Source organism: Embleya sp. NPDC005971 (assembly GCF_040629175.1).
In the GTDB taxonomy this organism is placed as follows: Bacteria; Actinomycetota; Actinomycetes; order Streptomycetales; family Streptomycetaceae; genus Embleya.
This window is the reverse complement of sequence record NZ_JBEXUX010000045.1, coordinates 1-14,667: the sequence shown is the minus strand read 5'-3', so window position 1 is coordinate 14,667 and position 14,667 is coordinate 1. Positions and strand designations below refer to the sequence as shown.

Sequence of the window (14,667 nt, the reverse complement as noted above, 5' to 3'; positions counted from 1 at the left end):
TGCCGGCCGTACCCGTGCGTCCGCCCCGGTCAGCGGGTCGGTACGTGCTCCGCGCCGTCGCGGGCCATCGCCACCAGCCGCGAGACCGCACGCAGGTACTTCTTGCGGTAGCCGCCGGCCAGCATCTCCTCGGTGAACAACTCGTCGAAGGGCACCCCCGAGGCGACGACCGGCAGCTCGCGGTCGTACATCCGGTCCGCGAGCACCACCAGGCGCAGCGCGGTCGCCTGGTCCTGGACCGGTCGCACGCCGCGCCAGAAGATGCCGGTGACCCCGTCGAGCATGGCCCCGTAGCGGCTGGGATGCACGGTCGCCAGGTGCGCGAGCAGCTCGGGGAAGTCGTCGAGCGCGGCACCCTCGGGCGCGGCCTCGGCGGACTTGGCGACCACGTCGTCGTCGATCGGCGCGGGAGCCGCGGGCAGGCCCCGGTGCCGGTAGTCCTCGCCGTCGATGCGCAACGCCTCGAAGCGCGCGGACAACCCCTGTATCTCGCGCATGAAGTCCTGCGCGGCGAACCGGCCCTCGCCGAGCTTGTCGGGCAGCGTGTTCGAGGTGGCGGCCAGCTTGACGCCGGCGTCGGCGAGCTTGCCGAGCAGGGTGGACACCAGGACGGTGTCGCCCGGGTCGTCCAGCTCGAACTCGTCGATGCACAACAGGCGGTGTCCGGACAGCGCCTCGACGGTCTGCCGAAAGCCCAGCGCGCCGACCAGGTTGGTCAGCTCGACGAACGTGCACAGCGACTTGGGTCCGGGCGCGGCGTGCCACAGCGACGCGAGCAGGTGGGTCTTGCCGACGCCGTAGCCGCCGTCGAGGTAGATCCCGCTGGGGCCGGGCGTGCTCTCCCGGCGGAACCAGCGCCGCCGGCCGTTCCCGCCGTCCCCGTTCAGCTCGGCCGCGAACCGCTCCAGGCGCTGCACGGCCGCGGCCTGCCCGGGCTGGTTCGGATCGGGAATGTAGGTATCGAAGCGCACGTCGCCGAAGCGCGGCGGCGGAACCATCTCGGCGACGAGACGGTCGGCGGGGACGCTGGGCTGCCGCCGGGTGAGTGACACGGCGTGGACTACTGGCACGATCATCAAGCCTACGACGCGTGCAAAACTCGGTCGCATGCGCCGTCTCCTTCCCGTACCCAGCGCCCCTGCCGAACCCGACGTCGACCTCGTCGAGGCGTACGCCTATCCGCCCGGCCGAACCTGGCTGCGGGCCAACATGGTGGCCGGCCTCGACGGCGCCGCGCAGGCACCCGACGGCCTGTCAGCGGGGCTGTCCTCACCGGCGGACAAGCGCATCTTCGGAGTGCTGCGCGGCCTGGCCGACGTCGTGGTGGTGGGCGCGGCCACCGTCCGCAAGGAGGGCTACCGGCCGCCCAAGCCCAAACCGGCCTACGCCGCCGCCCGCGCCGCCGCCGGACAACCGCCGGCGCCGGTGATCGCGGTCGTCTCGCGCAGCCTGGCCATCGACTTCACCGCGCCGCTGTTCACCGAGGCGGTCACCCCGACCATCGTGATCACCTGCGAGGAGGCCGCACCGCACGGCTTGGCGGCGGCCCGCGAAAACGGTGACCTGCTCGTCGCCGGACGGGACCGGGTCGACCTCGCGAGTGCCCTGGACACACTGGCGGCCCGCGGCCTGACCCGGCAGCTCACCGAGGGCGGCCCGCACGTGCTGGCCCAGATCGCCGCGTGCGGTCGCCTGGACGAGCTGTGCCTGACGGTGAGCCCGCTGCTGACCGCCGGTCCCGCCGACCGGATCCTGGCCGGTCCGGCCCTTCCGGACGGCCTGTCGATGCGCCCGGTGTCGGTGCTGGAGGAGGACGGCTCGCTGTTCACCCGCTACGTGCGGGCGTGAGCCTCGCCGGCACACCCGCGCGCCCGTGCCCGGCGGCCGATATCCCGCGCTCGTGGACGGTCGCCGACCGAGAGAGTGGGAGGGTGGTCTCCTGGGCGGACGGCGCACAGACACCCGCCCCGGCGGTTGGATCATCCGGATCAAGGAGTGTTGCGTGTACACGATCGTGCTGCTCATCGAAAAGGTCCTGAACGAGGCGGACGTCGAGTTCGTCACCAGCCTGCACGAGGGCGTCGAGACCTCGTTCGTGGTGGTCCTGCCCGGCAAGGCCGACCATCGCAAGCTGCTCCAGGCCCTGGACGACGTGGCCCTGGTGCGCCTGGACGAGGCGGCCGAGGACATCGACGAGAAGCCCGACCCGGACGACGGCGCGACCGCCGCCCGCCGTACGTTGGACGCGAGCGTCGCGGCCCTGCGCGCGTCCGGCGCGAACGCGGTGGGCGAGACCACCCCGGGGCGCGACCCGCTGGACACGCTCAAGCAGATCGTCGAGCGGCACGACGCGGACGAGGTGATCGTGCTCACCGACCCGCACTTCATCGAAGAGGTCTTCCACCGCGACTGGGCCTCGCGGGCCCGGCAGAACGTGGGTGTCCCGGTGCTCAAGCTCTTCGCACACGACGTGAGCTGACACAATCGCGGGAGCCCGCGCCGAACCGCCCGGGTCCCACAATTCGAAGGAGCCCGCGTCATGGCACCCCCCGCCGAGCCCGTCGACCTCGGCAGCCCGTTCTTCGTCGGCATCGGTGGCGCCGGCATGTCCGGGCTCGCCAAGATCCTCGCGATTCGCGGGGCCCGGGTCTCCGGCAGCGACGCCAAGGACTCCACCCAGGTGCTCGCGCTGCGCCAACTCGGCTGCACGGTGCACGTGGGCCACGACGCGGCCAACGTGGCCGAGGACGTGTCCTGCGTGGTCGTGTCGTCCGCGATCCGTACGGACAATCCCGAGCTGGTGCGCGCCCGCGAGCGGGGCATCCCGATCGTGCACCGCGCGGACGCGCTCGCCCGGCTGATGGACGGGCGCCGCTCGGTGGCCGTCGCCGGCACCCACGGCAAGACCACCACGACCAGCATGCTCGCGGTCGGCCTCACCTCGCTGGGCCTGGACCCGTCCTTCGCGATCGGCGCCGACCTCAACGAGGCCGGCAGCAACGCCCACCACGGCTCGGGCGACATCTTCGTGGCCGAGGCGGACGAGAGCGACCGCAGCTTCCACAAGTACGCGCCCGAGGTCGCGGTCGTCCTCAACGTCGAGTTGGACCACCACGCCAACTACGGCTCGCTCGAGGACGTGCTGGAGGCGTTCGAGATCTTCGCCGCCCGGATCACCCCGGGCGGCACCCTGGTGGTGTCCGCCGACGACGCCGGCGCCGGCACCCTGCGCGAGCGGCTCGCGGTGTCCCTGCCGCTGCTGCGGGTGGTCACCGTCGGCGAGCACCCGGACGCGGACCTGCGCCTGGTCGAGATCGAGTCGCTCGGCCTGGGCAGCCGGGTCACGGTGCGCGGCAAGGCCGTCGAGGACGACCTGGTGTTCACCGTCGCGGTGCCCGGCCGGCACAACGCCTCCAACGCGGTGATGGCGCTCGCGGTCGGCCTGGCCCTGGGCGTCGAGCCGCAGCGGATGGCCGAGGGCCTGGGCAAGTACCAGGGAGTGCGCCGCCGATTCCAGCTCAAGGGCGAGGAGAGCGGCATCCGGGTGATCGACTCGTACGCCCACCACCCCACCGAGATCGCCGCCGACCTGGCCACCGCGCGCGGCGCGGTGGGCGCGGGCCGGGTGATCGCGGTGTACCAGCCGCATCTGTTCAGCCGCACCCAGCAGTTGGGTGTGGAGATGGGCCGCGCGCTGGCCGCCGCCGACATCGCGGTCGTGATGGACATCTACGCCGCCCGCGAGGACCCGCAGCCGGGCGTGACCAGCAACATCATCGCGCACGCCGCGCTGGACAACGGCGGCCTGGTGCGCACCGAGCACAGTTGGTCCGACGTCGCCGGTTCGGTGGCCGCGCTGGCCCGGCCCGGGGATCTGGTCCTGACCATGGGCGCGGGCGATGTCACCCTGCTCGGCCCGGAGATCCTGGACGCGATCCGCGACCGCAACAACGCCCCGCGCTGAGCATCGGCCGGCCGGGCCGATCGTACGGTGCCGCGACGTCCCCGAGGGAACGTCGCGGCACCGTGCGGTGTTGGATGTGAACATGGCCTACGAAATCGAGAAGACCGACGACCAGTGGCGGGCCGAGCTGTCCCCCGAGGAGTTTCGGGTGCTGCGCCGAGCCGGCACCGAGCGCGCCTGGACGGGCGAGTACACCGAGACCAAGACGACCGGCGTCTACCGCTGTCGGGCATGCCGGACCGAGCTGTTCCGCTCCGACACCAAGTTCGACAGCCACTGCGGCTGGCCGTCCTTCTACGCGCCGCTGGCCGAGGACCGGGTCGAGTACATCGAGGACTCGTCGATGGGCATGACCCGGGTCGAGGTGCGCTGCAAGAGTTGCGGCTCGCACCTGGGACACGTCTTCGAGGGTGAGGGCTACGGGACGCCCACCGACCAGCGTTACTGCATCAACTCCATCTCGCTGACCCTGGAACCCGACCCGCAGGGCTGATCGAGCCGCAGGGTCGATCGCCCGGCCGGCAAACCTGCTTCGGGCCGGTGCGGCAAAGCTCACATCGGGTCACTCGGGCGGTGTTCGTCCGCTATGCCTGGTGACCATGAATCCGTGGCTGCCACTCCTCGCGTACTCGGTCTGGACGGCGCTCGTGCTCGGCGTCGCCATCGGGTGCGCCCGGCGTGGCGGCAAGCGGGCCGATCGGCAACGCCTGACCGAACTGAGCCCGGCCGAGTACGCGTTCGTGTCCGGCGGTGCGGCCCGCGCGGCCGACGTGTGCATCCTGCGCCTGCTCGGCGCCGGGTCGTTGCACGTGAGCCGGGACGGCCAGGTGGTCGCCGCCCGCGCCCCCGAGCCGGACGCGGTGGCGGACGCACCATTGCGCGTGCTCGACGAGGAGTACGGCGGGCTGCCGCTGCGCGAACTGCGCGTGCGGGTGGCCGCGTCGCCGGAGATCCAGGCGATCGGCGCCACGTTGTTCGCGGACGGTCTGGTCGCGCGGCCGAACGCGGAGCCGCGCCGGCTGCCGCGCTGGGCGTTGTTCGCGAGCATCCCGCTGGGTGTGGCCACCGCCGTGGCGGGCTTCGTGACCGCCGACGACGGAGCCGCGAGCGCGCTGCCGTGGGTGGGTCTGTTGCTCGCGGTGATCGGCATCCAGGCGTGTGTCGCGGGCCTGCTGCTGCTCGGCGTGTTCGGTGAGCGGGTGGTGCCCACCGCGCCGATGATGCGCCGGCTGATCCGGCTGCGCCGCGACGAGGCGGCGGTGGCCGCCCTGGGCGCCGACGGGGTGGGCGCGGTCGCGCTGTGGGGCCTGGACCGCTTCCCCGACCCGGTGGTCAAGGAGATCTTCCGCCGCAACGCCCCCGCTCCGGGCAGCCGCGACCCGCAGTCCCCGTGGTGCGGCAACACGTCCTGCGCGTCCCCCCAGGGCGCCCGAGCGGGCTCCTGCGGCGGCACGGCGGACGGCTGCGGCGGCTAGGGGCCGTCCGGGCCCGGTGGGCGCGACGCAACCGAGGGAAGTCCGCCTGTTTCGCCGTGCGTGGTGCCCGTCATGCTTGGCGGATGCGGACAGCGGTGGGAATCGGGTGGCGACCGGAGATCGACCTGACGATCGAGCGCCTGGCCGGCGTCGATTTCGTCGAGGTGATCGCCGAGAACGTCTGCGTCGAGCACCTGCCCGAGTCGTTGCGGGTGTTGCGCGCACGGGGCGTCGAGGTGATTCCGCACGGCGTCGCCCTCGGGCTCGCGGGTGCCGACCGGCCCGATCCGGCCCGACTGGCCCGGCTGGCCGAGGTGGCGGGCGCGCTGGAGTCGCCGCTGGTCAGCGAGCACCTCGCGTTCGTCCGGGCAGGCGGTCTGGAGGCCGGCCACCTGCTGCCCGCGCCGATGACGTGGGACGCGCTCGACGTGGTCGTGGAGAACGTACGGATCGCCCAGGAGTCGCTGCCGGTCCCGCTCGCGCTGGAGAACCCGGCGACCCTGCTGACCTGGCCCGACAACGAGATGAGCGAGGCGCGGTTTTTGACCGAGCTGGTCGAGCGCACCGGCGTGCGGTTGCTGATCGACGTGGCCAATCTGCACACCGAGCGGGTCAACCACGGCCTGGACCCGGCCGCCGCACTGGCCGAACTGCCGCTGGAGGCGGTCGAGTACGTGCACGTCGCCGGCGGCGTCGAGCGCGACGGCCTGTGGCACGACACACACGCGCACCCGGTGACCGCGCCGGTCCTGGAGGTGCTGGAGATGTTGTGCGCGCTGCACCGGCCGCCGCGGGTGCTGCTGGAGCGCGACACCGACTTCCCGCCGGCCGGCGAGTTGGCCGCCGAACTGGCCGCGATCCGCGCGGTGCTCACCCGCCCGGCGGTGCGCTCGTGAGCGCGCGCGAACGGCTGGCCCGGCAACAGGGCGAACTGCTCGCGGCACTGGTGGCGGGTGGACCCACGCCGGCCGGCTTCGATCCGGAGCGGGTGCGGACCCAGGCCCGGGCACTGGCCGCCAAGCGGCGCGACTCGGCGCTGCGCGCGGTGCCCGAACTGGCCGACGCGCTGGGGCCGCGCTGGCCGGGCGAGTTCATGACGTGGGCACTGGTGCACCCGAAACCGGCGGAGGGCGGCAGCCGCGCGGACGTACACGCCTTCGCGTCGCACCTGTGCGAGCGGGACGCGCTGCCGGCGGCGTTGGCCGAGGTGTTCACGACGCGCGAGCCGTCCCGGTGGGGGCGATGGCGCGGGTGGTTGGCACGCCGCGCGTGGGGGCGCGGGCAGTAGGCACGGCAGGCAATCGCACACAGGGGGTGGGCGCGGCATGGTCTGGGCCGTTGTAGCGGTGTTCTTGGTCGTCGCGGTGTGGAGCATCATCCTCCGGCAGGTCCGCAGGCGGCTCCGCAGGCCGATCCGGCAGTGGGCGGACCGGCGCGCCCGTCGGGGGTACGGACGAGGCGGGTTCTCGAACGACGCCCCGTGGATGGGCGGCCCGCCATTCGACGGATACGGCTCGCAGCACTCGCACGGGCACCACCACCAGCACGGGCACCACCAGCACGGCCCCGACTGGCAGGGGCATCACGGCCACCACGCCGCGTGCGGCGGGAACTCCTCGTGCGGCGCGGGCGGGGGTTCCTCGTGTTCGAGCGGCTCGTCGTGCTCGAGCGGCTCGTCCTGTTCCAGCGGTTCCTCGTGCTCGAGCTCGTCGTCGTGTTCGAGCAGCTCGTCCTAGCCTGCGACGCCGCGCGGCGGTCGGGCCCGATCGGCTCGACCGCCGCGCGGGAGGTGACTCAGACCAGACCGACGAGCAGTTCGCCGATCGAACGCCGGCGACCGGTGTAGAACGGCACCTCCTCGCGCACGTGCCGGCGGGTCTCCGAGCCGCGCAGGTGCCGCATCAGGTCGACGATGCGATGCAGCTCGTCGGCCTCGAAGGCGAGGATCCACTCGTAGTCGCCGAGCGCGAAGGAGGGCACCGTGTTCGCCCGCACGTCCGGGAAGCCGCGCGCCATCTTCCCGTGCTCGGCGAGCAGCCGACGACGCTCGGCGTCCTCCAGCAGGTACCACTCGTACGAGCGCACGAAGGGATACACCGCGACGAAGTCGCGCGGGGTCTCCTCGGCCAGGAAGGCCGGGATGTGGCTCTTGTTGAACTCCGCCGGGCGATGCAGCGCCATGTTCGACCACACCGGCTCCAGCAGCCGCCCCAGGTCGGTGCGGCGGAAGCGGTTGTACGCCTCCTGGAGCGCGTCCGAGTCCTCGGCGTGCCACCAGATCATCAGGTCCGCGTCGGCGCGCAGGCCCGAGACGTCGTAGGTGCCACGCACCACGACGTCCTTGTCGAGCAACTGCTCGAACAACTGCTCGACCTCGCCCGCCATGCCCGCCCGGTCCACGGGCAGCGGTTCACGGAGCCGGAAGACCGACCACATCGTGTACCTGATCACCTGGTTGAGGTCGCGGGCCTTGGGGCGGGTCGGCGCCGGCCCGCCTTCGGTCCCGGTGACGTCCCCGTCGAGAGCGGCGTCGATCACGGCTGCTGCGGCGTCGACCGGTTCCGGGGTGTTCTCCGCGGTGCTTTGCGTCATGGGTCGATTCTCTCTCTCCCGAGCCGGGCGTCAGCGCACGGGGCGGGCAAGCGGCCCGGCGAGCTGCGCCAAGACGTCGGCCGCGGCAGCCGTCCCGCTCGCCACACACGCGGGGATGCCCACGCCCTCGTACGCCGCACCGCACACCGCCAGCCGGGGCAACCGCTCCACCGCGTCGCGCACGCAGGCGATCCGGCCCAGATGGCCGACCGCGTACTGCGGCAGCCCACCACCCCAGCGGGTGACCCTCGTGTCGATCGGCTCGGCGCTCAGCCCGATCGCGTCCCGCAGGTCGGCGAGCGAGTCGGCGACCAGATCCGCGTCCTCGCGCTGCAGCACCGCCTGCTCGCCGGCCCGCCCGAGCGAGGTGCGCAGGACGAAGGTGTCGCGGTCGGCATCGCCGAGCCAGCCCCACTTGTTCGACGCGAACGTGCTCGCCTTGATCCGGCGGCCGTCGATCGGCGGCACCAGGAACCCGCTGCCGGCGGGCACCGCCGCCAGGTCGGCGCGGCGGAACGCGAGGGTGACCAGCGCCATGCCCGCGTACTCGATCGAGGACAGTTCGACCGCGGCGACCGTGGAGTGCGGCCGCAGCAGCCGCGCCGCGGGCGCCGCCGGCACCGCGAGCACCACCGCGTCCGCGTCGAGCACGGCCGGCGCGTTCGTCGGCCCGGTGATCAGCCGCCAGCCGCTCGGCGTGCGCTCCAGTTCGCGCACCGTGGTCCGGGTTTTGATCTCGCCGCGCCCGGTCGCCACCACCGCGCCCGCGACCGCGACCGGCAGCCGCCCGACGCCACCGCGAATGCCCATGAACACAGGGCCGCCCGGCCGCTGGGCGGCACGCTCCAGCAGCCCGCGCACACCCGCGACCAGCGACCCGCCGGAGCGTGCGATCGGCAACAACTGCGGGACCGCCGCGGCGAGCGAGATGTCGTAGGCGTTGCCCGCGTACACCCCACCCAACAGCGGCTCGACCAGCCGGTCCACCACCTCGTGGCCGACCCGCTCGGCGACATAGCGGCCCACCGAGACGTCGTCCTCGTAGCGGTGCGGCGCGAGCGCGTGGTCCAGCGGGATCCGGGCCAGGCCCGCCGCCGACAACACCCCGCTCGACGCGAGCGTTTCCAGGTCGCCGGGCACACCCATGACGTGGCCGCGCGGCATCGGCCGCAGCGCACCGCGGGTCCACAACGACGCGCTCGCGGTGGTCGGCGGCTGCAGATCCGCGGCCAGGCCGACCTCACGCGCGAGGTCGATCGACTCGCTGCGCCGCGCGAGCATCGACTCGGCGCCCTCGTCGACCGCGACGCCCGCGATGGTGCCCGCGTGCAGCTTGCCACCGATCCGCGCGGAGCCTTCCAGCACCGTGACGGTGAGCTGCGGATCGCCGTCCCGAAGCAACATCCAGGCAGCCGTGAGACCGGCGATTCCGCCCCCCACGACCACGACATGACGACCGTCTACCACCGGCGAACTGTCCACACCGCACCCTCTCACGCGCACCGCCCGGCGACCGGAACCGGCCACGCGTCGGCCCCGTTCGGGCAGCGCCCCCGCAGCTCACCGACCCGGTACCCGCGTCCACGCCGCCGAGCAGCGCGCGGGCGTCGACCCCAGAACCACCGGCGCCCGCACCCGCCGCCCTACCGCGCGCTGACCTCGTGCACGTGCGCCACGATCCGGGTGAGCACCTCGGGGTCGGTGTTGGGCAGTACGCCGTGCCCCAGGTTGAAGATGTGCCCCTCGGCGGCACGCCCGGCGGCCAACACCTCGTCGGTCTTGGTCCGGACCGCCTCCCACGGCGCGAACACCACGGCCGAGTCCAGGTTGCCCTGGAGCGCCTTGCCCGGCCCGACCCGGGTCGCCGCCGCGTCCAGCGGAATGCGCCAGTCGACGCCGACCACGTCGGCCCCGGCCTCGCCGAACATGTGCAGCAGTTCCCCGGTGCCCACCCCGAAGTGGATCCGCGGCACGCCGTAGTGCTCGACCGAGGCCAGCACCTTCGTACTGGCCGGCAGCACCGACGCGCGATAGTCGGCGGCGGACAGCGCGCCGGCCCACGAGTCAAACAGTTGGATCGCCGAGGCGCCCGCCTCGATCTGCACCTTCAGGAACGCCGAGGTGATCTGCGCGAGCCGGTCGACCAGGTCGGCCCACAGTTGCGGGTCGCCGTACATCAGCGCCTTGGTCTGCTCGTGGTTCTTCGACGGCCCGCCCTCGACCAGGTAGCTGGCGAGGGTGAACGGCGCCCCGGCGAACCCGATCAGCGGCGTGGCGCCGAGTTCGCCAACGAGCTGACCGACCGCCTCGGTGATGTAGGGGACGTCCTCCGGCGTCAGATCGCGCAGTTGCGCGAGATCGGCGCGCGAGCGGATCGGGTGGGCCACCACCGGACCGACGCCGGGCTTGATGTCCAGGTCGATGCCGATCGCCTTGAGCGGGACCACGATGTCGCTGAAGAAGATCGCCGCGTCCACGCCGTGCCGGCGCACCGGCTGCAGGGTGATCTCGGTGACCAGGTCCGGCCGCATGCACGAGTCGAGCATCGCGGTGCCCTCGCGAAGCTTGCGGTATTCGGGCAGCGAACGACCCGCCTGGCGCATGAACCACACCGGGGTGTGCGGTACGGGTTCACGTCGGCAGGCCCGCAGGAAGGCCGAGTCTCGGACGGTGGCGTGCGGAAGGCTCGTTTCGGTCACATCCGCCATGGTCCCAGACGCACCCGGACGGCCCAGACCGAGCACCCCCGTCCGGCGCGTCGCCCGGGCCTGACGACCCCGGCGCGGCCTAGGCTGCCAGGCATGGCAGCAGGCGGCGAATCCGAGGAGCCCGAGGAGTTTCGGCAGGCGCTGGCCGGATGGCGGGCCGCGAGCCTGCGCCCGGAGATCGTGCTGGAGGAGATGTCCCGGCCACGCGGCCTGGCCCCCTGGTCGGCGGCGTTCGCGGGTGAGGTCGCGCTGGGCGAGGACGAGGACGAACTGGCGGGCGGGCGGATCGTGCTGCTGCACGACCCGGCGGGTCACGAGGCCTGGGAGGGGACGTTTCGCGTGGTGACCATGACGCGGGCCGAACTCGAACCCGAGCTGGCGATGGACCCGCTGCTGCCCGAGGTCGGCTGGACCTGGCTGACCGAGTCCCTGCACGCGGTCGGCGCCGCCTATCGGGCCCCCAGCGGCACCGTCAGTCGCAGTACCTCGCAGGGTTTCGGCGGACTCTCCGGGCAGATCGCCCGGACCGAGATCGAGGTCCGGGCGTCCTGGACCCCGACCGACGACGAGTTGTTGCCCCACCTGCTGGCGTGGACCGAACTCATGTGCACCTGCGCGGGTTTGCCGCCGCTGGTCTCGGGCGAAGGCGTGGTCGCCATACCGCGCCGGCCCGCCCGACCCGGCTCCTGACACGCCGGGTCGGCACTGCGAGACCTCGCGGTCACACACCCGGGTCAACGTCGCATAACGGATTTGGATCTTCCTCTAAAGGCCGGCGCCATATGTGCCGAAGGACAGGGTGACCACCCCGAAGGAGTAGCTGGTCGGGCCGCTTCTTCGGGAATCGCGATCACTGCGCAGGAGGCCCGGTGTCGGTACTTCTCGATCACCCTGCAAACCTGCTTGCCTACCGTCCTTCCAAGCCCACGGCAATGGTTGTCGTCGCGGACCCCCGGGTTCGCGACGCGGTCATCCGCCACCTGTGGGCCCTCGGTGTGCGCGACGTCGTCGGGGCGTCGACCATCGCCGAGGCTCGATCCCGTGCCGGTACACCGCGCGACCTCTGTGTCGCCGACGTGCACCTGCCCGACGGCTCCGGACTCACGCTTCTCACCGAGATGCGCGCGTCCGGTTGGCCGAACGGCTTGGCACTCTCCGCAGCCGACGACATCGGTGCCGTTCGTTCCGCGCTTGCCGCGGGCGTTCGGGGCTATGTCGTGACCGGCGCGCGAGCGGGACTGAACCCTGGACACGCACGGCAAGCGGGAATGCACCACGGGATGCCCCAGGCAAACCGCATGCGTCCGTCGGAACAGCGCGGGACGGAGCCCGGCTCCGGCGTCCGGGAGCTTTCGGCGCGCGAGATCGAGGTCCTGCGCCTCGTCGCGGAGGGCCGGTCCAACAAGGCGATCGGCCAGGCGATGGGCCTGTCGGCGTTGACGGTCAAGAGCCATCTCGCCCGCATCGCCCGCAAGATGGGCACGGGCGACCGTGCCGGCATGGTCGCCCTCGCGTTGCGGGCGGGCATCATCAGCTGACGCAGGTCGGCAGAGCATCAGGACACCTCATCAGGTAGAGCCGAATCCCGGCGGGTGGACCCACCCGCCGGGATTCGGCCTGTCGGGGCCCGGGCGCGCTCGGCCCCGGGTCGGTCGAGCCGGGTCGGCTCGCCGCGCGACCTGCACCCGCCTCGCGCGCACGAGGGCGCCCGAACCCGATGTCGCCGGCCGAATCCGGCGCCCCGGCATGTCCCGGATATTCCGTGCCGGTGGATTTTGTACGGTTTCCGACCGCCGTACACCGCCCGTGGCGCGCCCACCTTGGCGGGGACCTGCCCGATCGGGTGGACGGGCGGGCTATTTTGGTGGGGTGACCGACGCCTCCTTCGAAACCTCATCCGAACTTCCGGCGCCGGTCCCCCCGGCGCCGGTCCCTCTCCTGGCACCTCGCGAGGGCGTACCGCCGGTCGTGGCGGATCCGCGAGCGCTCGCCGAGACCATCGCCGCCTTCGCCGCCGGAGCGGGACCGGTCGCCGTCGACGCCGAGCGGGCGTCGGGCTATCGCTACGGACAACGTGCCTATCTGATCCAACTGCGTCGGGCCGGCGCGGGCAGCGCCCTGGTCGACCCTGCGGCTTGTCCGGACCTGTCCGGGCTCGGCGCGGCGATCGTCGACGCCGAATGGGTCCTGCACGCCGCCTCCCAGGACCTGCCGTGCCTGGCCGAGGTCGGCATGGTGCCGCGGCGGATCTTCGACACCGAGCTGGCCGGCCGACTCGCCGCCTTCCCCCGGGTGGGGCTGGGCGCGATGGTCGAGACCGTGCTCGGCTTCTCCCTGGAGAAGGGGCACTCGGCGGTGGACTGGTCCACCCGCCCCCTGCCCGAGCCGTGGCTGCGTTACGCCGCGCTGGACGTGGAGGTGCTGATCGAGCTGCGCGACGAGCTGGAGGCCGTACTGACCGAGCAGGGCAAGCTCGACTGGGCCCTGCAGGAGTTCGCCGCGATCGCCGCCGCGCCGCCGGCCGCCCCCCGGGTGGACCCGTGGCGGCGCACGTCCGGGCTGCACCGGGTGCGGCGCCGTCGGCAGTTGGCGATCGTGCGCTCGTTGTGGCTGGCCAGGGACGGCATCGCCCGCCAGAAGGACGTCTCGCCGGGCCGGGTGATCCCGGACAGCGCGATCGTCGAGGCCGCGCTCGCCGGGCCCGCGTCGGTGGCCGCCCTGCTCGCGCTGCCCGGCTTCACCGGTCGGGACAGCCGACGCCAGGCTGGCGTGTGGCTGGCCGCGATCGAGCAGGCTCGGGCGCTGCCCGAGGTGGAGCTGCCGATGTCCACGCTGCCGCACGAGGGCCCGCCGCCGGCGCGCGCGTGGACGGACAAGGACCCGGCCGCCGCGGAGCGTCTGACCGCGGCCAAGACGGCCGTGGCGGCCATCGCGGACGAGCACACGCTGCCCACCGAGAACCTGCTCGCGCCGGACTACGTGCGCCGGCTCGCCTGGGCACCACCCTCGGCGCCCACCGCCGACGCGATCGGCGACGTGCTGCGCGCCTTCGGCGCACGTTCGTGGCAGATCACGCTGACCGCGCCCGCGCTCTCCGGCGCGTTCCTGCGGCTGGCCGCACACGCCGCCAACGGCACCGGCGCCTGACCCGGGCACCGCGCACCGGGCGCGTTGCGTCCGGTGCGCCGCGACGGGCGATTCGCGATTCGGCGCGGCACGCCGTTACCCGAGCTTTGCTTTGTCCACATTGACGCCGGATCCCCCGGATGGTTTGGTTAGCCTCGCCTAATTTTTCGGTATTTGTTCGAGCGGTGGGGTGGCCTGTGTTTGCCAACTATCTGATTGGCCTGCGCGAGGGCCTGGAGGCGGCCCTGGTGGTCAGCATCCTGATCGCCTATCTCGTCAAGAGCGAGCGCCGGGACGCGTTGCCGGCCGTGTGGCTGGGGGTGGCCGCCGCGGTGGCGCTGAGCGTCGCGCTGGAGGCGACCCTCGAACTGACCTCCGCCGAGATGACGTTCAGGCAACAGGAACTCTTCGGCGGCTCCCTGTCGATCGTCGCCGTCCTGCTGGTCACCTGGATGATCTTCTGGATGCGACGCACCTCGCACGCCCTCAGGGCCGAGCTCCAGGGCCGACTCGACCACGCCCTGTCCATGGGCACCGGCGCACTCGTCCTCACCGCGTTCCTGTCCGTGGGCCGCGAAGGACTGGAGACCGCCGTCATCGTCTGGGGCACCGCCCGCTCCACCGGCGAGAACACCGAACCCATGATCGGCGTCGCCCTCGGCCTGGCCACCGCCGTCGTCCTCGGCTACCTCTTCTACGCCGGCGCCGTCCGCATCAACCTCGCCAAATTCTTCCTGTGGACCGGCGCCGGCCTCGTCGTCGTCGCCGCCGGCGTCCTCGCCTACGGCGTCCACGACCTCCA

At 72.7% G+C, this 14,667-nt stretch carries 14 protein-coding genes and 1 pseudogene; 11 read left to right on the top strand and 4 right to left on the bottom strand.

Annotated elements, in window-relative coordinates; all coding sequences use genetic code 11:
- Positions 1 to 29 precede the first annotated feature (29 nt).
- Positions 30 to 1,076 carry a cell division protein ZapE gene (gene zapE, locus ABZ374_RS32005; RefSeq protein WP_360317692.1) on the bottom strand — a complete coding sequence of 349 codons (1,047 nt, stop codon included), beginning with the start codon at positions 1,074 to 1,076 and terminating at the stop codon, positions 30 to 32.
- A 31-nt stretch (positions 1,077 to 1,107) separates the two neighbouring features.
- Between zapE and ABZ374_RS32000 the strand changes: the two genes are divergently transcribed.
- From ABZ374_RS32000 to ABZ374_RS31970, 7 genes and pseudogenes are all read left to right on the top strand, one after another.
- On the top strand, positions 1,108 to 1,848 hold the full coding sequence (locus ABZ374_RS32000; protein ID WP_360317689.1) for a pyrimidine reductase family protein: 741 nt from the start codon (positions 1,108 to 1,110) through the stop codon (positions 1,846 to 1,848).
- Positions 1,849 to 2,002: 154 nt separating this feature from the next.
- Positions 2,003 to 2,479, top strand: a complete 477-nt coding sequence (locus tag ABZ374_RS31995; RefSeq protein WP_360317687.1) for an indole-3-glycerol phosphate synthase — start codon at positions 2,003 to 2,005, stop codon at positions 2,477 to 2,479.
- 60 nt (positions 2,480 to 2,539) lie between these two features.
- On the top strand, positions 2,540 to 3,964 hold the full coding sequence (murC, locus tag ABZ374_RS31990; RefSeq protein ID WP_360317685.1) for a UDP-N-acetylmuramate--L-alanine ligase: 1,425 nt from the start codon (positions 2,540 to 2,542) through the stop codon (positions 3,962 to 3,964).
- 82 nt (positions 3,965 to 4,046) lie between these two features.
- Positions 4,047 to 4,457: a peptide-methionine (R)-S-oxide reductase MsrB gene (gene msrB / locus ABZ374_RS31985; protein ID WP_020549426.1), complete on the top strand. Its 411-nt coding sequence runs from the start codon at positions 4,047 to 4,049 to the stop codon at positions 4,455 to 4,457.
- A gap of 106 nt (positions 4,458 to 4,563) precedes the next feature.
- Positions 4,564 to 5,439 (top strand): TIGR04222 domain-containing membrane protein, encoded by an 876-nt coding sequence (locus ABZ374_RS31980; RefSeq protein WP_360317806.1) that lies wholly within the window; start codon positions 4,564 to 4,566, stop codon positions 5,437 to 5,439.
- Positions 5,440 to 5,522: 83 nt separating this feature from the next.
- Positions 5,523 to 6,469, top strand: a pseudogene (locus ABZ374_RS31975) (DUF692 domain-containing protein); the annotation flags it as partial.
- 612 nt (positions 6,470 to 7,081) lie between these two features.
- Entirely contained in the window at positions 7,082 to 7,285 is a 204-nt protein-coding gene (locus ABZ374_RS31970) for a hypothetical protein (RefSeq protein WP_360317682.1), read from the top strand.
- On the opposite strand, the gene hemQ is transcribed toward ABZ374_RS31970, so the two are convergent.
- From hemQ to hemE, 3 genes are all read right to left on the bottom strand, one after another.
- Positions 7,234 to 8,031 carry a hydrogen peroxide-dependent heme synthase gene (gene hemQ / locus ABZ374_RS31965; protein ID WP_360317680.1) on the bottom strand — a complete coding sequence of 266 codons (798 nt, stop codon included), beginning with the start codon at positions 8,029 to 8,031 and terminating at the stop codon, positions 7,234 to 7,236. The genes ABZ374_RS31970 and hemQ overlap by 52 nt on opposite strands.
- Positions 8,032 to 8,061: 30 nt before the next feature.
- Complete coding sequence (gene hemG, locus ABZ374_RS31960) at positions 8,062 to 9,513, bottom strand: protoporphyrinogen oxidase (RefSeq protein ID WP_360317677.1); 1,452 nt, start codon at positions 9,511 to 9,513, stop codon at positions 8,062 to 8,064.
- A gap of 161 nt (positions 9,514 to 9,674) precedes the next feature.
- The gene (gene hemE / locus ABZ374_RS31955) at positions 9,675 to 10,739 is read right to left on the bottom strand and encodes a uroporphyrinogen decarboxylase (protein WP_360317675.1); all 1,065 of its coding nucleotides are present in this window, start codon (positions 10,737 to 10,739) and stop codon (positions 9,675 to 9,677) included.
- 93 nt (positions 10,740 to 10,832) lie between these two features.
- On the opposite strand from hemE, the gene ABZ374_RS31950 reads away from it, so the two are divergent.
- The 4 genes from ABZ374_RS31950 to efeU all read left to right on the top strand — a co-directional run.
- Complete coding sequence (locus ABZ374_RS31950; RefSeq protein WP_360317673.1) at positions 10,833 to 11,429, top strand: DUF3000 domain-containing protein; 597 nt, start codon at positions 10,833 to 10,835, stop codon at positions 11,427 to 11,429.
- A gap of 179 nt (positions 11,430 to 11,608) precedes the next feature.
- Entirely contained in the window at positions 11,609 to 12,277 is a 669-nt protein-coding gene (locus ABZ374_RS31945; RefSeq protein WP_078974877.1) for a response regulator transcription factor, read from the top strand.
- Positions 12,278 to 12,608: 331 nt separating this feature from the next.
- Positions 12,609 to 13,886: a ribonuclease D gene (locus ABZ374_RS31940; RefSeq protein ID WP_360317671.1), complete on the top strand. Its 1,278-nt coding sequence runs from the start codon at positions 12,609 to 12,611 to the stop codon at positions 13,884 to 13,886.
- 176 nt (positions 13,887 to 14,062) lie between these two features.
- A partial coding sequence (gene efeU, locus ABZ374_RS31935) for an iron uptake transporter permease EfeU (protein ID WP_360317669.1) occupies positions 14,063 to 14,667 on the top strand: 605 nt, incomplete at its 3' end.

What these genes read in the sequence shown, in the direction of transcription:
- zapE (WP_360317692.1), bottom strand. Translation starts at nt 1,076, where the DNA reads ATGATCGTGCCAGTAGTCCACGCCGTGTCACTCACCCGGCGGCAGCCC.
- ABZ374_RS32000 (WP_360317689.1), top strand. Translation starts at nt 1,108, where the DNA reads ATGCGCCGTCTCCTTCCCGTACCCAGCGCCCCTGCCGAACCCGACGTC.
- murC (WP_360317685.1), top strand. Translation starts at nt 2,540, where the DNA reads ATGGCACCCCCCGCCGAGCCCGTCGACCTCGGCAGCCCGTTCTTCGTC.
- msrB (WP_020549426.1), top strand. Translation starts at nt 4,047, where the DNA reads ATGGCCTACGAAATCGAGAAGACCGACGACCAGTGGCGGGCCGAGCTG.
- ABZ374_RS31980 (WP_360317806.1), top strand. Translation starts at nt 4,564, where the DNA reads ATGAATCCGTGGCTGCCACTCCTCGCGTACTCGGTCTGGACGGCGCTC.
- hemQ (WP_360317680.1), bottom strand. Translation starts at nt 8,031, where the DNA reads ATGACGCAAAGCACCGCGGAGAACACCCCGGAACCGGTCGACGCCGCA.
- hemE (WP_360317675.1), bottom strand. Translation starts at nt 10,739, where the DNA reads ATGGCGGATGTGACCGAAACGAGCCTTCCGCACGCCACCGTCCGAGAC.
- ABZ374_RS31950 (WP_360317673.1), top strand. Translation starts at nt 10,833, where the DNA reads ATGGCAGCAGGCGGCGAATCCGAGGAGCCCGAGGAGTTTCGGCAGGCG.